Source organism: Pseudomonas sp. SWRI22 (assembly GCF_014268395.2).
In the GTDB taxonomy this organism is placed as follows: domain Bacteria; phylum Pseudomonadota; class Gammaproteobacteria; order Pseudomonadales; family Pseudomonadaceae; genus Aquipseudomonas; species Aquipseudomonas paracarnis.
Map to the genome: position 1 here is coordinate 3749930 of NZ_JABWQK020000001.1, position 25171 is coordinate 3775100.

The window sequence follows — 25171 nt, forward strand, 5'->3', positions numbered from 1 at the left end:
TAACGTTGTTAGAACTCCTGATGCGCCGGCAGCACCGGCTTCTTGGCCTGGAAGGCATAGCCTTGCTGGCCGTCGAGCACTTTGTTGGCGCGCTGGATATCAATGTCTTTTTCCCAACGGGCAATCGCCACAGTCGCGACGCAGTTGCCGATCAGGTTGGTCAGCGCACGGCCGATGCCCATGAACCAGTCCACCGCCAGCACCAACACCAGGCCGACCACCGGAATCGCCGGGATTGCCGTGAGCGTTGCCGCCAGGATCACCAGCGCCGAGCCTGGAATGCCATGGGCGCCCTTGGAGGTGATCAACGATACCAGGAGGATGGTCAGCAAGTCGGTCATCGACAGCGGTGTGCCGGTGGCGTTGGCGATAAACACGATAGCCAGGGTCAGGTAGATCGAGAAACCGTCGAGGTTGAACGAGTATCCGGTGGGGATTACCAAACCCACGGTGGAGCTGCCAATGCCCAAATGTTCCAGCTTGCGCATGATCTGCGGCAGCACAGCGTCGGACGAAGCGGTGCCCATCACGATCAGCAGTTCTTCGCGCAGGTACTTGAGCAGCGGCAACATGCGCAGGCCCGACAGGCGCATCACCAGCCCGAGGATCACCGCCACGAAGGCAAAGCAGGTCAGGTAGAAAAGCCCCACCAGGCTGCCCAGGTGTTGCAGTGAGTCCAGGCCATAGGTGCTGGTGGTGAAGGCGATGGCACCGAATACGCCAATCGGCGCCAGGCGCACGATCATGCCCATGATGCGGAAGATCACATGGCTCAATTCGTTGATCAGTCGCGAAATCCCGCTGGCCGCTTCGCCCACCAGGTTCAGCGCGCTGCCGAACAGTACCGAAAACAACAGCACTTGCAGCACGTTATTATCGGCAAAGGCGCCGACTACCGAGTTGGGGATCAACTCCATCAGAAACTGGCTGGTGCCGCGGATGTGCTGGCCCTTGTCGGCCAGTTCATTCAAACCGGCGGAAGAGAGTTGCTCCAGGTGAATATTGGCGCCGCTGCCGATGCCGGTGCTGAAGGCCATGATCAGGCCGAGCACCAGGGCGACGGTGGTCAGCATCTCAAAATAGATCACCGACTTGAGGCCGATGCGTCCGACCTTCTTCAAGTCGCCCGCGCCGGAAATACCGCTGACCACCACGCAGAACACGATCAGGCCGATCAGCATTTTGATCAGCTTGATAAAGCCGTCACCCAAGGGTTTGAGTTGCGAGGAGAATTCGGGAAGGGCCAGGCCGCAGGCGATGCCGAGCATCAGGCCAATCACGACTTGCAGGAAAATCGAACGCGAGCACCATCTGAGCATGGGAGGGATCTCTATTCGGTGCCCTGGTGGTTCCAGGGCTTAATTGTTGTGGTCTTACCGGTAAGTCCAGTGCGGGGCCAGTCTACGCTCGGTTTTTTTCAAATCACAAGTAAATATTTGGCGGTTGGCAGGTCCCGGTCTGACCAGTTGGTCGGTAAGTACGATGCTTGAGCGGTTGGCGGAGATTAATTTTTTTTGCGTATCATCTTCCTCGGCATACGAGGTGATGGATGGACCAATCAGGGCTGACAACCGACGAAGCAGGGCGCATGTACTGCGCCTGGCGCACTGCAGCGCCTGCTTACCTGCATTACCACGACCACGAATGGGGCGTGCCGGTGGGGGATGACATCGCGTTGTACGAGAAGATCTGCCTGGAGGGGTTTCAGGCGGGGATGGCGTGGATCACCATCCTGCGCAAGCGCGAAAACTTTCGGCAGGCGTTCGAGGGTTTTGATTTTCGCCGGGTGGCGCACTACGGCGAGGCGGACATCGAGCGGTTGATGAGCGACCCGGGCATCGTGCGCAATCGCGCGAAGATCGTCTCGGCCATCAACAACGCGCGCCGGGCCTGTGAACTGGTGGAGGAAACCGGCTCGCTGGCGCGCTGGCTGTGGGCGTTCGAACCCGACGCGCAAGAGCGGCCGGCAGTGGTGGACATGGCTTACTGGACGGCCAATCCGACCTCAGCGGCTTCGGTGCGCTTGTCCAAAGCCCTGAAGAAACGCGGCTGGACCTTTGTCGGCCCGACCACGATGTATGCGTTGATGCAGGCGATGGGAATGGTCAATGATCATCTGGAGGGTTGTGAGTGCCGCCCGCGCATTGAACACCAGCGCAACCTGTTCAAACGTCCCTGACCAGATACGGTTAAAACTGTGGGAGCTGGCTTGCCTGCGATAACGGTGGGCCAGTAAAAGATGAGCTGGCTGGTCCACCGCTATTGCAGGCAACCCAGCTCCCACATGGGTTTTGTGGTGTTGCTGATTACTTGGGAAGTGGGGTGAGTACCTCAGCCTTGTCATCCAGCACCATCACCACCAGCAGCTTGGCCGGTTGGGTCTGGCTGGCATTGCTTGACTCAAAATGCCGCGAGCCGGCCGGTTCGTAGAACGATTGCCCGGCTTTGTAGGTGATCGCCTTTTCATCATTGACCCGCGAGGTGATCTCGCCTTCGAGCACATAAGCCACGGCGGTGCCGGTGTGGCTGTGGGGCACGGTGGCCTGGCCGGGGGCGTAGTCCACGGTGAGCATGATGGTTTTCTTGCCCGGCACGTTGGTCAAGGCGTGTTCTTGCAGCACCTTGAGCGTTTCCTTGTTGTAGACCGGGTCGTGGGCAAATGCACTGAGGGAGGCGAGCATCAGGGTAGCAGCGAACAAGCGTTTCATGATGAGGGTTCCATCGGGTGAAAGACCGCTTCACCCTACGCCGCCGAGGGCTTGCCACCAATGACCAATGCGCCGGAAAACCGCCTAGCCAATCTGCAGGAGAATATCCCGCACCTTGTCCAGCGCCGGGTCGATATCCAGGGTCTCGATGGCGCCGAAACCCAGAATCAGCCCCGAGCGCACCGGGAGGTCGTGAAAAAACACGTCCAAGGGATATAAACCCACCTCGACCTGACGCGCCCGTTCCATCAGCAATGGAATATTCACCGGCACCTTGCACAGGGCCGCCAGGTGAAAGCCCGCCACCGTCGGTACTGCCTCGAACCACGGCGACAGATCGCCCGCCAGACGCTGCAGGATGCGTTCGCGACGCCCCGCGTAGACGCCGTGACAGCGGCGAATATGTTTGAGCAGGTAGCCTTCGCTGATGAACTTGGCCAGTGCCCACTGCGGCAAGGTAGCGCTGTGCTGGTCGGTCAATTGCTTGGCCTTGAGCACCGCACCATAAATGGCCGGCGGCAGCACCGCGTAGCCCAGGCGTAACTCCGGCGACAGGGTTTTGGAAAAGGTGCCGACGTAGGTGACCACGCCTCGGGTATCCATGCTTTGCAGGGAGTCGGTGGGGCGGCCTTCGTAGCGGAATTCGCTGTCGTAATCGTCTTCGATGATGATCGCGCCGAGCGCAATGGCGCGGTCCAGCAGGGCTTCGCGCCGCGCCTGGCTCATGGGCATGCCGAGGGGGAATTGGTGGGACGGCGTCACATAGATCAGGCGCGTGCCATCCGGGATCTGGTCGACCTGCAGGCCCTGTTCGTCGACGGCAACACTGGCGACGCGGGCGCCCATCGCGACGAACAATTGGCGTGCGGGGCTGTAGCCGGGGTCTTCCATCGCGACCAGGCTGCCGGGTTCAAGCACCACGCGGGCAAGCAGGTCCAGCGCCTGCTGTGCCCCGTTGGTGGCTACGATATCGCGGGCGCCGCATTTGACCCCACGGGAAAATGCGATATGCCCGGCGATGGCTTCGCGCAGGGCGGGCACGCCTTCTGGCTGGCTGTAAAAGCCACTGTTCTGGGCGATGCGACGCAACGCATCCTGGGTGCAACGCCGCCATTCATCCTGGGGGAATTGGTGGCGTGTCGTCGCGCCGCCGATAAATTCGTAGCGCAGGATCTCCTCGCGGGCGGGGTGGCCCATGGGTGAGGGCAGTGCGGCCCATTTGCCCAGGTTGGCGGCACACGCCAGGTCGGTGGCGGTTTGCACGCGGTCGGGCTGTGGCGCCCACGCATTGACGAAAGTGCCGCGGCCGATCTTGCCAACCAGCAGGCCCTCGTAGGTCAAGGTGGCGTAGGTGTCCGACACCGTCTTGCGCGAGATGCCCAGTTGTTCGGCGAGCAGTCGGCTGGGGGGCAGTTGTGCGCCTGCCGACAGCCGCCCTGTGGCGATGGCTTCGCGCAACTGCTGGTAGAGCTGTTCGGCCAGGTCCTTGCGGCCATTGATTACCACGTGCAGTTCCATGTTTCATCCCAAGGCTTCACTCCGCGCCAAGACTACTCGCTTGCGGTGCGGGCTCAAAATATCTATGAGTCAGTCGCCCCTGCGTATAAGCATCTACCGTCGCCTGGCTATTACCGACCGCCATGATTTCCCCTATCGCAGGCACCGATTGCCTGCCGCCCGCGTTATTCAACGTGATGGCATAGGGAGCCGGACTCATGACGACATCGAAAACACATACTAAAAAGAGGCTTGAGACCTTGCTCGCCCTGGACCAGAGCCTGGGACCGCTGGTGGTTGGCGAGTTGACTGTCTCGCGTATAGACCTGGCCGCCATGGGTGCCCAGGTGGCGGGAAAACCGGTCAAGACCCATCGTCTGGCGGTACGCGAGGCAGATCAGACGCTGCTGGATTCAATCCGGTTCTCGGCATCCAGACTGCAGCGTTATCTTCGTGGGAGTAGTTCTGTCAGCGACAGCAGCGCCGCTGTGCTATTTGAGTTCGCGGCGTTGCGCTCTACACAAGCTGCGCCTTTACTGGTGGTCAAGCCGGGAGACGAAAATCCCGGTGCAGTGGGCAAGCTCGATAGGCTGTTACGTTCAGTGCAGAAAACCAATCTCAACCAAGCGGCGCAGTTGGAGGGAATGCCTGGTTGGGTCGAGCCGAAGAAAAGCCGAAGCTTGGCGGTAATGGGCGCGGGGCTGGAGGTTTACGGGTACTACAGTGCGATCAACGCGTTGGCCGAAGCGATCAAGACCGGCGATATCAATGAGGCGGTAGTCACAGGCGCAGAGTTGTTTGCCAACCTCACGGGCACGGCACTGGAGTTGGCGCTGGAGCACTTGGGCAGACGACTGCTGGAAAACGGGCATAAGGTGTTAGCAGGTTTCAGCGCCAGTTCTCTTGGCCAGACCCTGCGACGGGGCGCCGGCCTGTTCGCTCTGGTGCTGACGTTGCCGTTTGACTATCACAATGCCAAGCAATCGCTGCATAAGGCGGCGAACAGCACTGGCAAGGAAGCGCTTGATCATTACGTCAACGCCGGCTTCAGTATCGTGAGCGCCAGCGTCAGTGTGGCCCTGGGGGTTGCAGCGTTGGCTGGATTCGGCGTGGCCGGCCCGCTGGGTATTGCCGCCGCCGCCGTATTGATGTTTGGCGCGCAACTCTATGCGGCGGTTCGTCAGGTGGATGAAATTGATGACTATATCGAGCTGAGTGTTTTCGAGCGGCTGCACACGGGCTGGTTGGCATTTCAGGGCAAGGAACCGGAGAAAGAAATACGTGAGCGGTTCGCCCTGGCCAGGATGGAAAATTGGTATGCGCAGCACCTGACCAATCAGGCCCAGACCTGGCTCAGGGGGGCGCTCAGAGGCACCGTACAGGCGGTAGTCAATGGTGGGTTTGAGGTGCGGCTGAGCCCGGTCCGGCATTGGAAGCATCGATGGAACGAAGCCGAGGGTGAGGATCCCTACATCGACACCACCGAGCCGATGCTCGTCGACCAGAATGATCAAATAGATGCTTCCAGCGCCTCGGTTGGCCGTCTGCCTGGTGTGGTGCTTGGTCAGGGTGATGCGAATTCCGCGGTGCTTTGGCGGCTGGGGGGCGGCAATGACGATGTCAAAGGCTTCGCTGAGATCCCCAATATTTTTCAGTTCGGTGAAGGCCAGAAGCAGCTGACCGGTGGCGCCAGGGACGACGTATTCAGCTATGACATGCCGACGGGCACACTGGACGAGGCCGACGCACATCGCCCGGCCAGTCAGCTGCGTGGCGAGGCAGGCAGCGATACGCTCTACCTGTCCAACTCGGCAATCTATGAGCACAACACGCAGGGCTATGCCATCGACCTGCAGGCGGGCACCGTCGTGCGGCGCAAAGATATCGACAAACCGTTGCCTCATCACTCGATCAGCCTCGACTCGATAGAAAATATCGCCACGCCAGCCGGGGTTGCCAGCCAAGTCAAGGGTTCGGAACAGGCCAATACGATAATCGCAAACGGCGATGGCGATCGGATCGAGGCCGCGCAGGGCAATGATACGGTGATCGTGCTGGGTTCCAACGCCTGGGTGGACGGCGGAGCGGGCAAGGACCGTTATGTTCTGGCCACCAACCGCGGCACGGTCTCGCTATACGAGCAGGACTGGGCCGAGGGTGCCGTGATCGAGATGCGCTGGCCTCTCTCGGCTATCGCCCATTGGGGCGTCCAGGGGTGTGCGTTGGTCATTGTGGTCTGGCGGGGCGTTAATGGCGAACTGCCGCAGCACGTGATCAAGCTTGAGCAGCTCTATACGCAAGGTGATGACCGGCGCTGGTTGAACAAGCACAGCCTGCTGTTTCTCACGGAGGACGGCTACATGCTTGAGCCGATTCTCGAACCGACATTGGTTGGCAACGAGGACGCCGACGTGACCGTCGCCGTGAGAGCAGGTGGCCAGGACGTCAGCCTGGACAGGGTGTTGAACGCCGGAACGTTCGTGGTGCCCCATGGGCGTTCGACCCGCTGTTTCATCGAACGTGGGCCACACAGAAAGGTGGTCGAAGTTCGTCTTAAAAGCGACGCGACTGCTTGCGTGTTGTACGTGGATTATTCGTCGCAGGAGATTCTCCAGGTATTGGCCGGTTACCGTGTGACCCTACGCAGGTTGGTTCACTTCGATTCGCTGACCTATAGCGACGTGAAATTAACCATCAGTTTCACCGACGGCAGTCAGTTGGTCCTCTGCGAATATGCCAGTGATCGATCCTCGATACGCACCAACGTGACGTCAAACATCATCGCGGTCAGCCTCAAACTGGACTGCCAGTTTGTACTGGTCATGAATGATGGCGTCTCATACCGGATACAGGCGGCCCAGCAAACCTATAGCCAGGACCGCGCCTCACCAGGTTTCAATACCTTCGATGGCAGCTCGGCATTGGTAAAAAGGCCCGGGATACACGGTTTTTTTCGACCGCATAGCGCCAAGGGGGTCTGGTTGCAATCGTCGCCGCAGAAAGTCGTTATTCCTGCCCCACCGCATTATCAAAAGTCTTACTCGTTGATGGGGCGGGCGTCGACCTATGAAGTGGTGCCCAGTACCGGCTCAACGATCTACCTGTCCACGCCGGACGCGCTGGCCAAAAAGTCGGACGCATCGTTCTGGCGGATCAACACGGCCAAGCTTGGTGAGCTGATTGAGCGGGCGCACATCGTCTTGAACGAAAACACGCTGACCCTCGGCAGCGTGAAGGTGCTGCTGCCACCCGTGACAGACCCTTCGGTGCCGCTGGAACAAGTCAGCGTACTCACCAAGCAGGGCGAGCAATACGACATCCGCCAGGACCTGGGGGGCATCTATCTCGCGCAACTGGATGCCTCCCCTTATCAGACTGTAGCCGAGGTCTGGGAAGCGTTGCGGCGTTCTCGCCAGTGGTCAACCTTGATGGCGCGTCAGCTGCGCGTTATCGGCTTGGAGCTGAGCGACGGCACGGTGTCAGGCGTTCATTACGATTCAGGCCGCGATTGCTGGGGGGCGGATGTTGATCCGCTGCGTACCGTAACGTCTGCGGACTTGCGGTTCAGCGGTGTTGACTCAGTCTGATTGATCATTAAAAGGGATTTTTTATTTATGCAGCAAAAACCGCAATCGCCCAGAACTGCCGGCCGACCCTCTGGGCGTGCCGGTGACGGTGCCGACAGTGTCATGGTCAGGGACTATGGCCGCCCGACCAGTACCACTCAACCGGCGTATCAAGGCGCGCAGCGCACGCGATACCGCAATGGTGGTTTGCTTGGGGTCCCGCAAATAAGTGCTTTGGATCTGCCTGGGCCGCCACCGCCAACGGCTGTATGGGTGACAGGCGATACGCTTGGAGCCGTCAATGCCGAGGGTATGCATGATGTGAACGGCCGCAGTTACGTCAATCTGGATACCGGGCAAACGGTGCAAGTGGTCCATCAGCCGGCCAGTGGTACTTATCACCCGCGCTTGGCGCATCAACTGGCTGCCGGCTCCGCTGTGGTACAGAGGGTTGGGAATACTTCAACCTGGACAAACGTGACGACCGCAGCGCATTCCAGTGTTCCGATAGCCACGCCAGTGACGATGCCAGCACCCGGGCCGCGAGATCCGCAGTGGGATCTGCAGCTCTACGATGCGCGAGGTGCTGGTGCAGCGACGGGGACTCCTATCCCGGGGAAAAAACAGTACGTCATTGGCGGGCAAAACTACTACGGTGATGAACTGTTTTCGTTGGACCACTACAAGGCAGGCGATAACAGGCTCTACATGCAGAATGCGAATGGTGTGTTGCAGCCTCGCGGCTCCATCAGCGAAGACGGGATGATTCAGCTCTCTGGTGACCCGGCCGTCGCCTATTTGGAGGTGGGGAGCGTGCTGGTTCGCGTCGAGCTTGATAGCACGAGAAATAAATACCAACTGATCCCGAATGGTTCCAACAGCGCGCCGGGTATTTACCTGGATACTGGCGGCAGCCGGGCATCGTGGGTGCCCGAAATGCGCTTGGACAGCATCGGCGCAATCATTAACGCCGCCCGCAAATCGCTGGGCTACACCGGTGTTACCAGTGATATGAGCCAGGGCTTGATGTCGACGGTGGACAAGCAGACGTACTGCTATATGCGCCAATATGCGCGGCAGATGATTGCATTCGATAACCCGCGTATCCGCAACGCGCCCGTGCAGCAGCGAGATCGCATGATTGATGCACACATCTGGACCCATGGCTACCCGTATGACCGCCTGTTGCTCGGGATGCACGCCAGGGCTGAGGGCGTCGCACTACCACCGGGTGTTGTGCAGTTTGATGCGTTTCAAGGCATGGCCACCGTGGCGGCCCGTCGTGAGGGAACGTTCAATCTAGAGGCCGTTGCCGTCAATGATCAGCTTCATTATCCCTATCGCGGCAGGCGCGGGGATGAACAGGATTTTTTTAATCAATGGAGGGCGTTGGACATTAAGCAGACCAGGCAGCGTGGGGCGGCCAATGAGCAAATGTACCGTGAGTTACTTAAAAATGATGGCTATCGAATCATTCCCGGTGGGACCTACGGCGGCAGCCAGAATGGCTTCGACCTGGTATTCATGGGGCCGGCGGGCGATGTCTATGTGCTTGAAGTCAAACATGCCAAATCCGGCCACGTCAGCATGGCTAGGGTCAATCAGCACTTCCAGATGGAGGATGGCTGGGTCACACGGGTCCTGAGCAAACTGGACAGTCACGATCCAGGTGCCGGGCAGCAGGTTGCGGATGCACTGGCACGTCAACGGCTTTTCAAGGTCATTGGTGCGACCCTGCCAGATGGCAAACTGGTGCTATTTAAGATCGACATGAGCGCTGTACGTGCGCGGTGACAAACAGGCGAGCCCGTTCGCCACCGACAGTGCAGGCGGCTTCAGGACAAGAAGCCACCGTCCACGTTGAGAGAAACGCCCGTGGTGTAGCTCGATGCGTCACTGGCCAGGTACAACACCGCGCCAGCCATTTCGCTGGGGTCGGCCACGCGCTTGAGCGGGATCTGCGCCAGGGCAACTTTCAGGATCGAATCGTTCTTGACCAGTGCCGAGGCGAACTTGGTATCGGTCAGGCCCGGCAGCAACGCGTTGCAACGGATACCGAACGCCGCGCACTCCTTGGCGAATACCTTGGTCATGTTGATCACGGCGGCCTTGGTCACCGAGTAGATGCCCTGGAATACGCCCGGCGAGATGCCGTTGATCGAGGCTACGTTGATGATGCTGCCGCCGCCGTTCTCGCGCATCAGCTTGCCGGCTTCCACCGACATGAAGAAGTAACCACGGATATTGACGTCAACGGTCTTCTGGAATGCGCCCAGGTCGGTGTCCAGTACGTTGCAGAACTGCGGGTTGGTAGCGGCGTTGTTGACCAGGATATCCAGGCGGCCGAACTGTTCACGAATGCCGGCGAACACCTGGGTGATCTGCTCCATTTCACCAATATGGCAGGCAATGGCCGTGGCTTTGCCGCCCTCGGCGATGATCGCATCGGCCACGTGCTGGCAACCCTCCAGCTTGCGGCTGGAGACGATCACATGGGCGCCTTGCTGGGCCAGCAACTTGGCGATGGCTTCACCGATGCCACGGCTGGCGCCGGAAACAAACGCAATCTTGCCATCGAGGTCGAACAGGTTGGTCTTGGACATGAGGGTTCCTTGTAGTTGCACTCAGAGCGCTGATTTGCCGATGACATTCAGGCTCATCTGCTCCAGCAGTTTGTTCATGTGGATGAACTGCGCGAAGCGTTTGTCCTGGGTCTGGCCATGGAAGAAGCGGTAGTAGATCTGCTGCACAATCCCGGCCAGACGGAACAGGCCGTAGGTGTAATAGAAATCGAAATTGTCGATCTGGATGCCGGAACGCTCGGCGTAGTAGTCGACAAACTGGCGGCGGGTGAGCATGCCGGGGGCGTTGCTCGGCTGGCGGCGCATCAATTGCACCGGCGCCGGGTCTGCGGCCTCGATCCAGTAGGCGAGGGTGTTGCCCAGGTCCATCAGCGGGTCGCCCAGGGTGGTCAGCTCCCAGTCCAGCACGCCGATGATCTGCATCGGGTTGTGCGGGTCGAGGATCACGTTGTCGAAGCGGTAGTCGTTGTGCACGATGCTGGAGGTGGGGTGGTCGGCAGGCATCTTGTCGTTGAGCCAGGCGCGTACCGCCTCCCATTTTGGCGCGTCGGGCGTCAGGGCTTTTTCATAGCGCTCGCCCCAGCCGCGAATCTGCCGCGCCACGTAGCCTTCAGGCTTGCCCAAGTCGGCCAGGCCGCAGGCGTGGTAGTCGACCTGGTGCAGTTCGACGAACTTGTCGATAAAGCTCTTGCACAAGGCTTCGGTGCGGGTGGCGTCCAGGCCCAGCTCAGCCGGCAGGTCGGAACGCAGGATGATGCCGTTGACGCGCTCCATCACATAGAACTCGGCGCCGATCACCGATTCATCGGTGCAGTGCACATAAGCCTTGGGGCAGTACGGGAAGCCATCTTTGAGCTGGTTGAGAATGCGGTATTCGCGGCCCATGTCGTGGGCAGACTTGGCCTTGTGACCAAACGGCGGGCGACGCAGCACGAATTCCTGGTCGGGGTATTCCAGCAGGTAAGTCAGGTTCGACGCGCCACCAGGGAACTGGCTGATTTTGACGGTACCGCTCAGGCCCGGAATATGAGCTTTGAGATAGGGATCGATCAGGCTGGCATCAAGTTCTTCGCCTGGGCGAATCTGGGTCGATTGGTCGTTCAGCGCCATGCTTATCCCTTCTGCTTATTCTAAAGGCCTTGGACTATTTCCTAATCTAATGCGCATAGCCGCCCAGCGACAAGGTCGGGGCGGTTTAATAGGTTAGCGTGTTGAAGGGTGATCAGCGTGCCTGATTGGTCATTTTGCGGGCGCTGGCAAGGCCACCGGTGTAAGCACGGGGCGGCCGGCAAAGTATTCCACCAGATTATCAGCGACGCGCTGCACCGTGTCATGGGCCGCTTCCGGGGACAGGCCGGCCACGTGGGACGTCAGCACGGTATTGCTCAGGCGCTTGAGGGCATCGGGCACTGCAGGCTCATCGTCAAACACGTCCAGCGCGGCGCCGCCGATGCGGCGCTGCTCCAGCGCGGCGACCAGGTCGGCGGTCACCACTACGCTGCCGCGCCCGATGTTGACCAGAAAGCCGTGCGGCCCCAGGGCGTCCAGGGCGTGACGGTCGATCAGGTGACGGGTGCTGGCACCGCCGGGCGTAGCCAGCACCAGGAAATCCGAGGTACGCGCCAGCTCGACAGCCGTCGCACAGTAGGTGTAATCCACGTCATCGCGGGGTTGGCGGTTGTGATAACTCACCTCCATGCCGAACCCCAGGGCGGCGCGCCGGGCAATCTCCATCCCCACCGCACCCAGCCCGAGAATCCCCAGGTGTTTACCGCTCAGGGAAGGGCGCATCACTTTCGGCCATTCGCCACGCCGCACCGCTGCATCCGTCTGGGGAACGCCACGCACCAGCGACAGCAGCAGCGCCATGGCATGGTCGGCCACTGACGGCGCATTTACCCCTGCACCGTTGGTCACCACGATCCCACGATTGCTCGCGGCCTGCAGGTCCACGTGTTCGTAGCCGGCACCGATCACGCAGATGATTTCCAACAACGGCAGTGCCGCGATTTCATCGGCGTACAACCCCAGCGGGCCACGGGTCAGCACGGCCTTGATCTGCCCACCGTGCAACTTGATCGCCTGAGCGCGTTCGGCGGGCGTCGGCGCCAGAATCACATGAAAGTCATTGCTCTCGATGATTTGCAGGTACTCGTTGATGGTTTCAACCAGGACCAGAACGGTGGTGGGCATGGGGCAGCTCTCCGGTGAGTTCGATGCTCTGAGTATGCTGCATTTTTGTTGCGCGAAATGCCGAGGGCCCGAGAAAGCGCGACTGATTTTGCGAAAGGTGCCAGCGTCTCGGCGAGCGGGAGACGCTGTTTGCACGCGGGCGAATTATTTAGCGGGTGCAGGCTTGCGCACCTTGCTCTGTTCGGCCGCTACGATGTCCATGTAATCGTAGGTAGGAAAGAACTCTGTCCTGAAGGGGCCCCATGCAGAGCGTTCGATGGCGAGATTGACCTCCCGCAGGCGCGAGGCGGGGAAGCGTAGAACGATGACGTGGCCGATCCCCATGGCGATGGTCCAACTGACGATCTCTACCCCTTCAGGAGGGAATACTTTAAAGAGTTCCTGTTCGGTGAGTTTTGTTCTTATTTCGTTCAAGTTGCGAGATTGGTCATGTTTGAGGAAAACGGTCAGCAGCACCGCATTGTCAGCGCTGATGGCGACAGGTTTTCCTGATGTGGAAGCCTGCGCATGAAGGCCGCCTGAAACAAGGGTAGAGAACAATAAAACAGACGCCAATAAAGGCTTTAATAGCGTTTTCATTGAGTGAGGCCTTTTATGAGTATTGTCGCTACTCGTGGGGTGAGTGTTGAGGGTTAGTGGGTGGGGGTGGTTTTTACTGATCCGGTATAGGGCGCATGAACCACATGTATTCGAACAAGAGGGTTGGCGTCGATCATGTCGCGCGGCACTTCACGAGAGTAAGTGAATTCCTGATTGTTCAACGTCTCAAGTTTTCTGACGATGGTTCTCGTTGCACCTTTATCGGGTATCAGGATATGGTTTTTCCTGTCCCCTGTTACCATGAAGTAACCGCCGCCGCCGTTGTCATATTTTGATAGCCCGGTATCGGTGTAGAAAAATTCGTAGCGATTACGCTCAGGGTCCCACGCTGATATTCCAACGACACCTGGGTACTTGTCCTTTACATCGATCTCTGGGGCGCCCTCTATATAAACTTTTGTCGTCAGCCAGCGGGGGGATGTGCCCAGGGCACTTGCGTCGGAGTTTTCTACTGCCGGTTGTGCTTGGCTGGCCAATGGGCTGAGCATTCCGGTGGCAAGTATCAGCGAGAAAATAAGGTTGTGTTTTTTCATCAAGTCGCTCCTGGCGAGTGAGGTTTTTAATTCTGCTGTCGTGGGTTTAGAGGACTTTGTTTTTTTGAGCTGAGCTGGAATATAGACGTGATAGGAGGGGCTCTCAATGCTTGGGAAAACCCTTGCAACAAAACCCGCAATAATTAGAGTTTCAGTCCAGATGCGCTGATTAACTGTCTGTAAGAACTTTCTTATATGTGAGGGTGCGTAACTTTAATTGATGTTGGGTTTCTGTCAGCGGCTTGCCACTGGAGAACTTTGAATGACTGGATTTGTTTAAACACAGCTTCGCCGGCCTTGCCTGATCGACCCTCCCAATGCCACGCCGGCAGGGGGGCTCGTGAGGTGGGTAAAGGCGATGCGCATCTGGCGTTGACTCAACTGAGCTGCCCATGGACCGCCTTCCAGGCTTTGCACTGCATTGCCGTTCCTCAGCTAAGTCTTTGCTTATTCACAAGAATCCCGGACAATCGCGCCCCTGTTAAGGTCAGGGCGCTGCCTGTCAGGTTTTTCTGACTCGTCCTGGCCGTGTGAATGCGGAGATCCGACCGGATGAATGATCAGGCCAATAGCGTCGACGAACGCTATGCAACGACACCTGCAACGCTCACAAGCTGGAGCCGCCAGGACACCACCTGGATGCTCGGGCTGTTCGGTACCGCCATTGGCGCCGGTACTTTGTTCTTGCCGATCAACGCGGGCCTGGGGGGCTTCTGGCCGCTGGTGATCCTGGCGTTGCTGGCCTTCCCGATGACGTTCTTTGCCCACCGTGGGCTGACCCGTTTCGTGCTGTCCGGCCGCGAAGGTTCCGACATCACCGACGTGGTGGAAGAGCATTTCGGTATCAAGGCCGGTGCACTGATCACCTTGCTGTACTTCTTCGCGATCTTCCCGATCCTGCTGATCTACAGCGTGGCGCTGACCAATACCGTCAGCAGCTTCATGGAGCACCAACTGCACATCCTGCCGCCGCCCCGGGCGATCCTGGCGTTTGTATTGATCCTCGGCCTGCTCGCCGTTGTGCGCTGCGGTGAACAGGTGATCGTCAAGGCCATGAGCCTGATGGTGTACCCGTTTATTGTGGCCTTGCTGTTCCTGGCGGTGTACCTGGTGCCGCACTGGACCGGCGGCATTCTCAGTACCGCCAGCGAAGTGCCGGCACCGTCGGCGTTGCTCAATACGCTGTGGCTGGCGATTCCGGTGATGGTGTTCTCGTTCAACCATTCGCCGATCATCTCGGCCTTTGCGGTGGACCAGAAGCGCCAGTATGGCGCTCACGCCGAGGAGCGCAGTTCGCAGATCCTGTCCCGCGCGCACTTGCTGATGGTGGCGATGGTGCTGTTCTTCGTGTTCAGTTGCGTGCTGACCCTGTCGCCCGCGCAGTTGGCGGAAGCGAAAGCGCAAAACCTGTCGATCCTGTCGTACCTGGCCAACCACTTCGATAACCCGACGATTGCCTTTGCCGCACCGTTGATCGCGTTCGTGGCGATTGCCAAGTCGTTCCTGGGCCACTACATCGGCGCCAGCGAGGGCCTCAAGGGCCTGGTGGTCAAGACTGGCCGCCGTCCGGCACCCAAGGCCCTGGACCGCATGACCGCCGCTTTCATGTTGGTGGTGTGCTGGATCGTCGCCACGCTTAACCCGAGCATCCTTGGCATGATCGAGACCCTGGGTGGGCCGGTGATTGCGTCGATTCTGTTCCTGATGCCGATGTACGCCATCCGCAAGGTGCCGGCCATGGCCAAGTACCGTGGGCAGGCGTCGAATGTGTTTGTGACTGCAGTTGGCTTGGTTGCCATTACGGCGTTGGTGTATTCGCTGGTTGCGTAGGAGCGAGCTTGCTCGCGAAGAACGTCAACGATAACGCGTGCTTCCTGGATGAACGCGGCGCCGGTGAGTTTTTCGCGAGCAAGCTCGCTCCTACACTGGATTAGGGCAGCCAGCTCCCACATTTGTTTTGTGTTGGCAGTAAAGGTTAATTCCAGGCATAAAAAAACGCCGCGTACCTTGCGATACGCGGCGTTCTTCACATCAACACACCGTTAAGCTTGAATCACCGGGATGTTGGCGCTTGCTGCGATCTTGCGGAACTCGGCGATCTGGTCGAAGTTCAGGTAGCGGTAGACGTCACTGGCCATGGTGTCCAGTTTCGCTGCGTAGCCCATGTACTCTTCGACTGTCGGCAGGCGACCCAGAGTGGAGGCGACTGCCGCCAGCTCAGCCGATGCCAGGTAGACGTTTGCACCATCACCCAGGCGGTTCGGGAAGTTACGGGTCGAGGTAGACACGACGGTGGAGTTCGGCTCAACGCGTGCCTGGTTACCCATGCACAGCGAGCAGCCTGGCATTTCCATACGTGCGCCAGCCTTGCCGTAGATGCCGTAGTAGCCTTCTTCGGTCAGTTGGTGAGCGTCCATCTTGGTCGGCGGCGACAGCCACAGACGGGTAGGCAGCTGGCCCTTGACCTGCTCCAGCAGCTTACCGGCAGCGCGGAAGTGACCGATGTTGGTCATGCACGAACCGATGAACACTTCGTCGATCTTCTCGCCAGCGACGCTGGACAGCAGACGGGCGTCGTCCGGGTCGTTTGGCGCGCAGAGGATCGGCTCGTTGATTTCCGACAGGTCGATCTCGATGATTTCGGCGTATTCGGCGTCGGCATCGGCCTCCATCAGCTCCGGGTTGGCAACCCAGGCTTCCATCGCTTGGGCGCGACGTTCCAGGGTGCGTGCATCGCCGTAGCCTTCGCCGATCATCCAGCGCAGCAGGGTGATGTTGGAGTTCAGGTACTCGGTGACGGACTCTTTGGACAGCTTGATGGTGCAACCGGCAGCCGAACGTTCAGCCGAGGCGTCGGACAGCTCGAAAGCCTGTTCTAGCGTCAGATCGTTCAGGCCTTCGATTTCCAGGATGCGGCCAGAGAAGGCGTTCTTCTTGCCTTTCTTTTCTACGGTCAGTAGGCCAGCCTGGATCGCGTAGTAAGGAATGGCATGAACCAGGTCACGCAGGGTGATGCCAGGCTTCATCTTGCCTTTGAAGCGCACCAGAATCGATTCCGGCATGTCCAGTGGCATTACGCCAGTGGCTGCGGCGAACGCGACCAGGCCAGAACCGGCCGGGAACGAGATGCCCATCGGGAAACGGGTGTGGGAGTCGCCACCGGTACCGACGGTGTCCGGCAGCAGCATGCGGTTCAGCCAGCTGTGGATGATGCCGTCGCCTGGACGCAGCGATACACCGCCACGGGTCATGATGAAGTCAGGCAGGGTGTGGTGGGTGGTCACGTCGATCGGCTTGGGGTAAGCCGCGGTGTGGCAGAAGGACTGCATCACCAGGTCGGTCGAGAAGCCCAGGCACGCCAGGTCCTTGAGTTCATCACGGGTCATTGGGCCGGTGGTGTCCTGGGACCCCACGGTGGTCATCTTCGGCTCGCAGTAGGTGCCTGGACGAACGCCTTTGCCTTCTGGCAGGCCACAGGCCTTGCCGACCATTTTCTGCGCCAGGGTGAAGCCTTTGCCGGTGTCGACAGGCGCTTCAGGCAGCTTGAACAGGTCAGTCGGGCCCAGGCCCAGCTCAGCGCGTGCCTTGTCGGTCAGGCCACGGCCGATGATCAGCGGGATACGGCCGCCAGCACGGACTTCGTCCAACAGCACTGGGGTCTTCATTTCGAAGGTGGTCAGGACTTCGTCGGTGCCGTGCTTGCAGACTTTGCCAGCATGCGGGTACAGGTCGATCACGTCGCCCATGTTCATGTTGGTGACGTCGAATTCGATTGGCAGTGCGCCAGCATCTTCCATGGTGTTGTAGAAGATCGGAGCGATCTTGCTGCCGAAGCAGAAACCGCCGGCACGCTTGTTCGGCACGTAAGGTACGTCGTCACCGAAGAACCACAGTACCGAGTTGGTCGCTGACTTACGCGACGAGCCGGTACCGACCACGTCACCCACGTAGGCGATCGGGAAGCCTTGGCCGCGCATTTCTTCGATCTGCTTCATCGGGCCGGTCTTGCCTTGCTCGTCCGGCACGATGCCTTCGCGAGCCATTTTCAGCATGGCCAGGGCGTGCAGCGGGATGTCAGGGCGGGACCAGGCGTCAGGCGCAGGCGACAGGTCGTCGGTGTTGGTTTCGCCGGTGACCTTGAAGACGCGCAGGCTGATCTTGTCGGCCAGGGTAGGGCGGTTGCGGAACCACTCGCCGTCAGCCCAGGACTGGATCACGCCTTTGGCGTGCTCGTTGCCGTTGCGGGCTTTTTCGGCGACGTCGTGGAACGCATCGAACATCAGCAGGGTGTGCTTGAGTTGGGCGGCCGCGACGGGCGCCAGTTCGGCGTCGTCCAGCAGCTCGACCAACGTCACGATGTTGTAGCCGCCCTGCATGGTGCCGAGCAGTTCAACAGCGCGTTTCTTGTCGATCAGGGGGGAAGTGGCTTCGCCCTTGGCCAGGGCAGACAGGAAACCGGCCTTGACGTAAGCGGCTTCGTCAACGCCTGGTGGAATACGGTTGGTGATCAGGTCAACGAGGAATTCTTCTTCGCCAGCCGGAGGATTTTTCAGCAGCTCGACCAGGCCTGCGGTTTGTTCGGCGTTAAGCGGCTGGGGAACGATACCCAGTGCTGCACGCTCTTCGATATGTTTGCGGTAGGCTTCAAGCACAGTTATTACCCTCATCAGTGGTCCCACGGGACGCTCATCCAGAAATGAACGGCACGCATGCGCTCGGGGGCTTTTTGGGCCGCAAAGCCAGCGCTGCCGGCATTCCTTACAGAAGCTGCTTTCAAAGTTTTACGCCTGCAGAACGGAGCTGATGAGGGTTGGCGCGGGCTCTGACCTACCGGGTCGAACCTGCGCCAACACCGTTCTGAAGGAACGACTGTGCTCGTGACGCTTTGAAAACAGCTTCCAGCGGATTATTGGCGCCTTACAAGGCCGGGTGATTCTACGGCAAAAAAAATCTAAAGGTAAGTTGCCTGCTCAAGTTTGCTGGGTGATCAACCTTAGACAAAGGGCTAACATGGCACACTGTTTCGCTGATTTGCGTGTTGCTGCTTATGCCCAACCAAACCATCAAGACCCCCTGCGTCGGCCTGTGCTCCACGGTCTACGGCGATCTCGTGTGCCGTGGATGCAAGCGCTTCCACCATGAAGTGATCCAGTGGAATGGCTATAACGAAGAAGAAAAACGTGCGGTCTGGCTCAGGCTTGAGCAGCTGTTGGTGCAGGTCATGGCCGGTAAAGTGGAGGTTTTCGACCCCAAGACCCTGCGCGGGCAGTTGGAGCAACGCAAGATTCGCTTTGTGCCACACCAGTCCGAGTATTGCTGGGCCTACCAGTTGATCGCCCGTGGGGCCCGGGTGATCAATAACCTGGAAGCCTATGGGATGGTGCTGTTGCCGGAGTTTCGCGACTGGGCGCTGCCTGAACTGCGCGATGCCATTGATCGCGAGTTCTTTATCTTGTCCGAGGCGCATTACCAGCGCTATATCGCGCCGGGGTTCTTGAAAGATGCGCTGGGTAACTGACTGGCGAGGTCAATGTGGGAGCTGGCTTGCCTGCGATAGCGGTGTATCAGGAGCAAATGCGCCCGCTTACCCACCGCAATCGCAGGCAAGCCAGCTTCCACATTTGATCCACATTGCCTGAAGGTCGGTGTCAGGGCTTGGTCGCCAGCTCTTCCAGATGGTCCATGAGCGTCTGCGGTTTGAGCACCAGCACATCGCTTTGCACCGCATCCAGCACCACTTCTGCGGTATTGCCGATCAACGCGCCGGAAATCCCCGTGCGCGCCACCGTGCCGATAATGGTCACCGCCGCCTGCAACCGATGGGCGATATGTGGGATCAGCACATCGGCCGGGCCTTCTTCGATATGCAGGTGCCTGTCGTCCACGTCGAACTCGGCCTGGAAGGCCTTGCATTGCTCGCGGTAACGCGCCTCGATGGTTTCCTTGAGCTGAAAGGTCGGGTCTGCCGCCGACAGCATGGGCGAGGGGTGAGCGCTGATCACATGCAACTGCGCTTTGGCGAGGCTGGCGATATCAAAGCCATGGTCGATGATCGAATTGTGCAGCGAGCGGTGTTCGCCGTCGGCGTTGCCCACGTCGATGGCCGCCAGGATCACGCCGCCCGCCCAGGGGGTGGCGGTCTTGACCAGCAACACCGGCGTTGGGCAGTAGCGCAGCAACTTCCAGTCCGCCGGGGTCAGCAGGGCTTTTTTCAGAGGGTTGTCGGGGAAGTGCTGTTTGATCACCAGGCCACAGCCTTCGGCTTGCTGCACATCGATGATGGTTTCATGCAGGCTGTCGTTCCAGGCCTGCTCGGTGGTGACGCTGTAGCCGTCTTCTTTCAAGCCTTCCTTGAGCAGGCTCAGCAGCGCCGAATGCTCGTGCTTCTTGTCACAGACCAGCAAGTGCAGGTGCGCGTCGGTGACTTTGGCAATCAGCTTGGCACGCTTGAGGGCCAGGCTTTCCGAATGCTCGGGCTCGATGACCACCAGGATGCTGCGGATGGCTTGCATGGTCGGGATCTCCAAAAGGGCGGGCGTTGGATAACTATAGTTGCTGCTACGCAGCCGTCATGTTGATACACATCAAGGCCGGTGGCTGGTGGTCTGCGACGGGGTCGGTATAATCGGCGCCCTTTTGTGATCCTTTGCCCGTGAGCCCGATGAACCTGCCCGAAATCCATGAATTCCTCGGCTGCCGCACCCCCGATGCCTGGGTCCAGGCCGCGTTGGCCGATCAGGAAACCCTGCTGATCGACCACAAGAACTGCGAATTCAAAGCCGCCAGCACCGCCTTGAGCCTGATGGCCAAGTACTACGGCCACGTTGACCTGATCAACATGATGTCGCGCCTGGCCCGCGAAGAGTTGGTGCACCACGAGCAGGTCATGCGCCTGATGAAAAAGCGCAAGGTCGAACTGCGTCAACTGCACGCCGGCCGTTACGCCTCGGGTTTGCGCAAGGTGGTGCGCAGCCATGAGCCGGTCAAGCTGGTGGATACCCTGGTGGTGGGGGCCTTTATCGAAGCGCGCAGTTGCGAGCGGTTCGAAGCGCTGGTGCCGCATTTGGACGAAGAACTCGGCAAGTTCTATTTCGGCTTGCTCAAAAGCGAGGCGCGGCACTTCCAGGGCTACTTGAAGCTGGCATACCAGTACGGCGACGCCAAGGATATCGCCCAGGTGATCGAGCGGGTACGGGCCACCGAGCAGGACCTGATCGAATCACCCGACGTCGAGTTCCGCTTTCACAGTGGCGTGCCAGCCTGAGGCTACGGCCACACCGATCAAGGCGGTGATCCCGGTCAGCAGCAGGATCACCGTTGGCGTGCCCAAAGGCGCTGCCAACACGGCAATCATCAAGCCCGCCAAGGGCTGGGCCAGGTTGTTGAGCAAGGTCATCACGCCAACGGTCTTGCCGAAGTCCTGCACCGGAATCACCCGTTGGCGGGTGCTGCGCAGGTACACGTTGAACATCTTGTCGAAGCCGGTCAGCAGCAGGAACCCCACCGTGTAGGCCCACACGCCGGGGCTGAGCGCGGTGATCAGCGCGCCGACGGTGATCATCGAGTACGACAACCCGCCCAGTACCTTCAGCTTCAGTGATGAATGCGCCAGGTAGAACAGAATCGCGATTGTCACCAGCGCCCCGGCGGCTTGCAGCAGGGCATAGGCGTCTTTGCCCGCTGCGTAGTGGCCGGTGACCATGGCAGCCGAGGTAGCCAGCGTCACGCCGACCATCAGGTTCACACCGACCGCCAGGACGATGATGCGTTTCAACTCCACCCGGTTGAGGATGTGGCCAAAAGCGGTGCGCAGGGGTTGCAGCCAGTTACCCGGCTGTTGTTCATGGATGTGCAGGTCCACCGTGGTGTTGCGCTGCCAGATCAGCATCGCCAGGTCTGCCAGCACAAACAGCGCGGCGACGCCCAGCACTACCCATGGCCACGCCCAGACTTCCAGCATCAGCGCCGCCACCAATGGCCCGAGCACCAGTCCGCCCTGGTCGGCGATCTGCGAATAGGACAAGGTCTTGGCGTAGGTGTACTGCCCGAAGATATGCGGCATCACCACTTCCCGCGCCATGATGCCCTGGGTGGTCAGCACGCCGCACAACGCGGACAGCATCACCAGCCAATGGATACCGTCGAACAGCCCATACAGCGCCATCGCCACCACGCAGGCCAGGGCCCGATACACCTGGCTGATATGCAGGATACGCACCGGTGAAAACCTGTCGCACAACGCGCCGCACACCGGAAACGCCAGGTAGCGCGGCAGTGACTCGATAAAAAACGCCAACCCCGCCCACGACACGCTTTGCGTGGTCTGGAACACGATCAGTGGCACGATAAACAGCAGAACCTGGTCGGCCAGCCGTGAAAGGAACAGCGAAATGAAGAACGCCAGGTAATCCTTGCGCATGGAACTCCCTGTCAATGGCGTTAAAAACTGCAGGCTATTTGTTAAAAACTCTTAAAAGCATGAAGCTTCTTCGCTGTGGACTGGTCAGCCACCTCTGTCGGCCAGCTTGCCACCTATAATGGCCCCATTTCAATCCGCGCATCCACACTGAGAACTTATGGAAAACCTGGGTCTGGGCAAGGTCCTGCTCGTTGAGGACGATGAAAAGCTGGCAGGGCTGGTCTCGCATTTTCTGTCGCAGCATGGTTTCGAGGTACGGGTGGTGTACCGGGGCGATGAAGCGCTGGCGGCGTTCCTGGATTTCAAGCCGAAGATCGTCGTGCTCGATCTGATGCTGCCGGGTCAGAGCGGGCTGCATGTCTGCCGCGAGATTCGCAACGTGTCGGACACGCCCATCGTGATCCTCACCGCCAAGGAAGATGACCTGGACCATATCCTTGGCCTTGAGTCCGGTGCTGACGACTACGTGATCAAGCCGATCAAACCGCCGGTGTTGTTGGCGCGCCTGCGTGCGCTGCAGCGCCGCCAGGTGCCCGAGCCCACCGTGCGCGGTGCCCTGGAATTTGGCCGTTTGTCGATTGATCGCAGTTGCCGGGTGGTCCGCCTGGGCGGCGAGACCATTGACCTCACCACCATGGAGTTCGAGTTGCTGTGGTTGCTGGCCAGCAGCGCGGGCAAGATCCTCTCTCGCGACGACATCCTGAACCGCATGCGCGGCATTGCCTTTGACGGGCTGAACCGCAGCGTAGACGTGTACATCAGCAAACTGCGCGGCAAGCTCAATGACAACCCCCGCGAACCGGTGTGCATCAAGACCATCTGGGGCAAGGGCTACCTGTTCAATCCGTTCGCGTGGGAGGTGTAGATGCTGCGCTTGTACCTGCGCCTCTATTTGATTCTCGCGCTCGGTCTGGCCGGGTCGATCTGGTTGGTCAACTTCGGCCTGGACGCTTACATGCCCGAATCCAACGAAACCTATAACCGTGAAGCCCTGCGCGGCCCGGCCTGGGCCTTGGTGGAACAGTTGCGCCCCGTGCAGGCAGAGGCGCGCCAGGCACGCCTGGACGAACTGCAACCGCATTACGGCTTGCGGCTCGAACTGGTGCAGCGCGACACCCAGGATTTGAGCGAACGGGAACAGAAACTCCTGGCGGCTGGCCAGGTGGTGGTGCGCGAGGACTTCATGAAATTTCTTGCGCCTATCGACGACGGCCCGCAACTGCTCGAAATCAGATTGCCGGAGGAACCCAAGTGGTTGTACCTCTGGGCCTACGCTTTCCTGGGCGTGAGCCTGGCCATCGTCCTGTATTTCTGGGTGCGTCCACACTGGCGCGACCTGGAGCACATCCGCCTGGCAGCGCAACGTTTCGGTGACAATGACCTGGGCTCGCGCATCTTGTTGCCGACTCGCTCCACCGTGCGTTCACTGGCCGGGCACTTCAACCAGATGGCCGAGCGCATCGAAGGTTTGATCGCCAACCAGCGCGAACTCACCAACGCGGTCTCCCACGAATTGCGTACGCCGATTGCGCGGCTGTCATTCGAGCTGGACCAGCTCAGGCAGCAGAGCGACCCACGGCAAAGCCGAGCATTGATCAACGACATGTACGCCGACCTCGGTGAGCTGGAAGAAATGGTCTCCGAGCTGTTGACCTATGCCAGCCTTGAGCCAGGCGCGACCCAGGTCACTCGCGAGCAAATCGAGGCCCACAGTTGGCTCGACAGTGTGATCGGCAGCGTGGCCCTGGAGGCCGAAGCGGAAGGGGTGCAGTTGTCGTTGCGCACCTGCGAGGTGGACGTTATCCAGATCGAGCCACGCTTTATGGCGCGGGCCGTGATCAACCTGCTGCGCAACGCGATTCGTTATGCCGATCGTCGCGTGGAAGTGTCGCTGGTCAAGTTTGGCAGCGGTTACGAAGTGCGGGTCAACGACGATGGGCCGGGAGTACCGCTGGAGGGTCGCACCAAGATATTCGAACCCTTCCTGCGCCTTGACGCCAGCCGCGACCGCCGCACAGGCGGATTTGGTCTGGGCCTGGCGCTGGTCAAGCGTGTCAGCCAGTGGCATGGCGGACAGGTGGAAGTGCAGGATTCGGAGTGGGGCGGGGCGTCGTTTCGAATGACGTGGGCCTATGCCGAGTAAGGGGGCTTGCCCCAATGCCATCGTGGAGCGAGCTTGCTCGCGAAAAACCTCAACGATAACGCGTGTTTTCTGGATAAACGCGGCGCCTGCGAGTTTTTCGCGAGCAAGCTCGCTCCTACAGAGGGCAAGTCAGATCAGAAGGTGTACTGCAGCTCCCCCAACACCGATGCCTGCAGCCGCTGCTCCACGATCGGGCTCTTGCCTGCTTCATCCGCCAGGTATTGCACATCCAGCAAGGTCGAGAACTGCGTGTGTTCGTTGATCGGCACGCTCCATGAAAGGTTCATGCCATTGCTGATATTGCCGGCCCTTGCCTTGTATTCCTTGAAGCGGCTGCGGGTGGCCTGGTCGGCAGTCACGCCGTACCAGGTTTGCAGGTAGTTGCGGTCACCGAAGTGGCTGTTGATGGCGGCATCGACGGAGCCGTAGCGGCCTTCATAGAGATTGGTACCCAGGCTCAACTCCAGGTGGGTAAAAGCCTTGCCGGTTTCCTTGTGTTTATCTTCTTCAAGCGCATGTTCCAGGGTGGCGCCGATGATCACACCGCCGAGGTTGTAGGCGGCACTCACCCCCAATTGCGGACGTGACTTGATCTCGCCCATGCCTTTGAGGCGTTTGGAGCCGGCATGCATGCTTTCATTTTTATCCTTGCGCGAATCGCTTGCGCCAACGTATGCGCTGAAGCTCAGGGCATTACCTTCGTAACCCCAGCCCAAGCCCGTATCAGTGTCGAGGAAGACGCCCCAGGGGCTGATGATTTTGCCACCGAGCACAGGCGCCGTCATACGTTCGTGGCTGCCACTGTAGCGGGGGGGCGTTGGCCATGCCGGCCTCGAGGCTGTATTGCCAGTCTTCGGCAAGCGCCGTATCGGCGGCGGCGAGCAGGCACAGTGAGGTCAATGACAGGCACAGGTTTTTTGAGTGCATCAG

Annotated in this window: 19 protein-coding genes and 1 pseudogene; 8 read left to right on the top strand and 12 right to left on the bottom strand. The window is 59.6% G+C overall.

Going from position 1 to position 25171, the window contains the following annotated elements; translation table 11 throughout:
• Positions 1-8: 8 nt before the first annotated feature.
• Positions 9-1334: a C4-dicarboxylate transporter DctA gene (locus HU730_RS16365; RefSeq protein WP_169855370.1), complete on the bottom strand. Its 1326-nt coding sequence runs from the start codon at positions 1332-1334 to the stop codon at positions 9-11.
• A 215-nt stretch (positions 1335-1549) separates the two neighbouring features.
• Here HU730_RS16365 and HU730_RS16370 point away from each other — a divergent pair, with 215 nt between their 5' ends.
• Positions 1550-2179, top strand: a complete 630-nt coding sequence (locus HU730_RS16370; protein WP_186527563.1) for a DNA-3-methyladenine glycosylase I — start codon at positions 1550-1552, stop codon at positions 2177-2179.
• Positions 2180-2306: 127 nt separating this feature from the next.
• Here HU730_RS16370 and HU730_RS16375 read toward each other — a convergent pair whose 3' ends face one another.
• Together HU730_RS16375 and HU730_RS16380 are read right to left on the bottom strand one after the other, a co-directional pair.
• A complete protein-coding gene (locus HU730_RS16375) occupies positions 2307-2708 on the bottom strand; it encodes a cupin domain-containing protein (RefSeq protein WP_019820196.1) in 402 nt (133 codons plus the stop codon).
• Positions 2709-2792: 84 nt separating this feature from the next.
• Complete coding sequence (locus tag HU730_RS16380; RefSeq protein WP_186527562.1) at positions 2793-4226, bottom strand: PLP-dependent aminotransferase family protein; 1434 nt, start codon at positions 4224-4226, stop codon at positions 2793-2795.
• A gap of 197 nt (positions 4227-4423) precedes the next feature.
• Here HU730_RS16380 and HU730_RS16385 point away from each other — a divergent pair, with 197 nt between their 5' ends.
• Together HU730_RS16385 and HU730_RS16390 are read left to right on the top strand one after the other, a co-directional pair.
• The gene (locus HU730_RS16385) at positions 4424-7792 is read left to right on the top strand and encodes a type I secretion protein (RefSeq protein WP_103299347.1); all 3369 of its coding nucleotides are present in this window, start codon (positions 4424-4426) and stop codon (positions 7790-7792) included.
• A gap of 291 nt (positions 7793-8083) precedes the next feature.
• Positions 8084-9565 carry a hypothetical protein gene (locus HU730_RS16390; RefSeq protein WP_254914090.1) on the top strand — a complete coding sequence of 494 codons (1482 nt, stop codon included), beginning with the start codon at positions 8084-8086 and terminating at the stop codon, positions 9563-9565.
• 41 nt (positions 9566-9606) lie between these two features.
• Here the strand turns inward: HU730_RS16390 and HU730_RS16395 are convergent, their stop codons facing one another.
• From HU730_RS16395 to HU730_RS16415, 5 genes are all read right to left on the bottom strand, one after another.
• A complete protein-coding gene (locus HU730_RS16395; protein WP_034126013.1) occupies positions 9607-10374 on the bottom strand; it encodes an SDR family oxidoreductase in 768 nt (255 codons plus the stop codon).
• A gap of 21 nt (positions 10375-10395) precedes the next feature.
• The gene (locus tag HU730_RS16400) at positions 10396-11463 is read right to left on the bottom strand and encodes a phosphotransferase family protein (protein ID WP_034126012.1); all 1068 of its coding nucleotides are present in this window, start codon (positions 11461-11463) and stop codon (positions 10396-10398) included.
• Positions 11464-11592: 129 nt separating this feature from the next.
• Entirely contained in the window at positions 11593-12546 is a 954-nt protein-coding gene (locus HU730_RS16405; protein WP_057975747.1) for a 2-hydroxyacid dehydrogenase, read from the bottom strand.
• A 144-nt stretch (positions 12547-12690) separates the two neighbouring features.
• Positions 12691-13125 carry a hypothetical protein gene (locus HU730_RS16410; protein WP_054921314.1) on the bottom strand — a complete coding sequence of 145 codons (435 nt, stop codon included), beginning with the start codon at positions 13123-13125 and terminating at the stop codon, positions 12691-12693.
• A 53-nt stretch (positions 13126-13178) separates the two neighbouring features.
• A complete protein-coding gene (locus tag HU730_RS16415; RefSeq protein ID WP_034126009.1) occupies positions 13179-13679 on the bottom strand; it encodes a DUF4822 domain-containing protein in 501 nt (166 codons plus the stop codon).
• 552 nt (positions 13680-14231) lie between these two features.
• On the opposite strand from HU730_RS16415, the gene HU730_RS16420 reads away from it, so the two are divergent.
• Complete coding sequence (locus tag HU730_RS16420) at positions 14232-15509, top strand: serine/threonine transporter (RefSeq protein WP_186527560.1); 1278 nt, start codon at positions 14232-14234, stop codon at positions 15507-15509.
• 212 nt (positions 15510-15721) lie between these two features.
• Here HU730_RS16420 and acnB read toward each other — a convergent pair whose 3' ends face one another.
• The gene (gene acnB / locus HU730_RS16425) at positions 15722-18331 is read right to left on the bottom strand and encodes a bifunctional aconitate hydratase 2/2-methylisocitrate dehydratase (RefSeq protein WP_003190828.1); all 2610 of its coding nucleotides are present in this window, start codon (positions 18329-18331) and stop codon (positions 15722-15724) included.
• Positions 18332-18726: 395 nt separating this feature from the next.
• On the opposite strand from acnB, the gene HU730_RS16430 reads away from it, so the two are divergent.
• Complete coding sequence (locus HU730_RS16430) at positions 18727-19197, top strand: DUF1289 domain-containing protein (protein ID WP_032892118.1); 471 nt, start codon at positions 18727-18729, stop codon at positions 19195-19197.
• Between the two features lie 130 nt (positions 19198-19327).
• Here HU730_RS16430 and HU730_RS16435 read toward each other — a convergent pair whose 3' ends face one another.
• Positions 19328-20191 carry a universal stress protein gene (locus HU730_RS16435; RefSeq protein WP_034126007.1) on the bottom strand — a complete coding sequence of 288 codons (864 nt, stop codon included), beginning with the start codon at positions 20189-20191 and terminating at the stop codon, positions 19328-19330.
• Between the two features lie 149 nt (positions 20192-20340).
• Between HU730_RS16435 and miaE the strand changes: the two genes are divergently transcribed.
• Entirely contained in the window at positions 20341-20943 is a 603-nt protein-coding gene (gene miaE, locus HU730_RS16440; protein ID WP_032892116.1) for a tRNA isopentenyl-2-thiomethyl-A-37 hydroxylase MiaE, read from the top strand.
• Here the strand turns inward: miaE and HU730_RS16445 are convergent.
• On the bottom strand, positions 20899-22098 hold the full coding sequence (locus HU730_RS16445; RefSeq protein ID WP_034126006.1) for an MFS transporter: 1200 nt from the start codon (positions 22096-22098) through the stop codon (positions 20899-20901). The genes miaE and HU730_RS16445 overlap by 45 nt on opposite strands.
• A gap of 157 nt (positions 22099-22255) precedes the next feature.
• On the opposite strand from HU730_RS16445, the gene HU730_RS16450 reads away from it, so the two are divergent.
• The gene (locus HU730_RS16450; RefSeq protein ID WP_014718339.1) at positions 22256-22963 is read left to right on the top strand and encodes a response regulator; all 708 of its coding nucleotides are present in this window, start codon (positions 22256-22258) and stop codon (positions 22961-22963) included.
• Positions 22964-24241 carry an ATP-binding protein gene (locus HU730_RS16455; protein WP_034126004.1) on the top strand — a complete coding sequence of 426 codons (1278 nt, stop codon included), beginning with the start codon at positions 22964-22966 and terminating at the stop codon, positions 24239-24241.
• 134 nt (positions 24242-24375) lie between these two features.
• On the opposite strand, the pseudogene HU730_RS16460 reads toward HU730_RS16455, so the two are convergent.
• Positions 24376-25168, bottom strand: a pseudogene (locus HU730_RS16460) (MipA/OmpV family protein).
• Positions 25169-25171 lie beyond the last annotated feature (3 nt).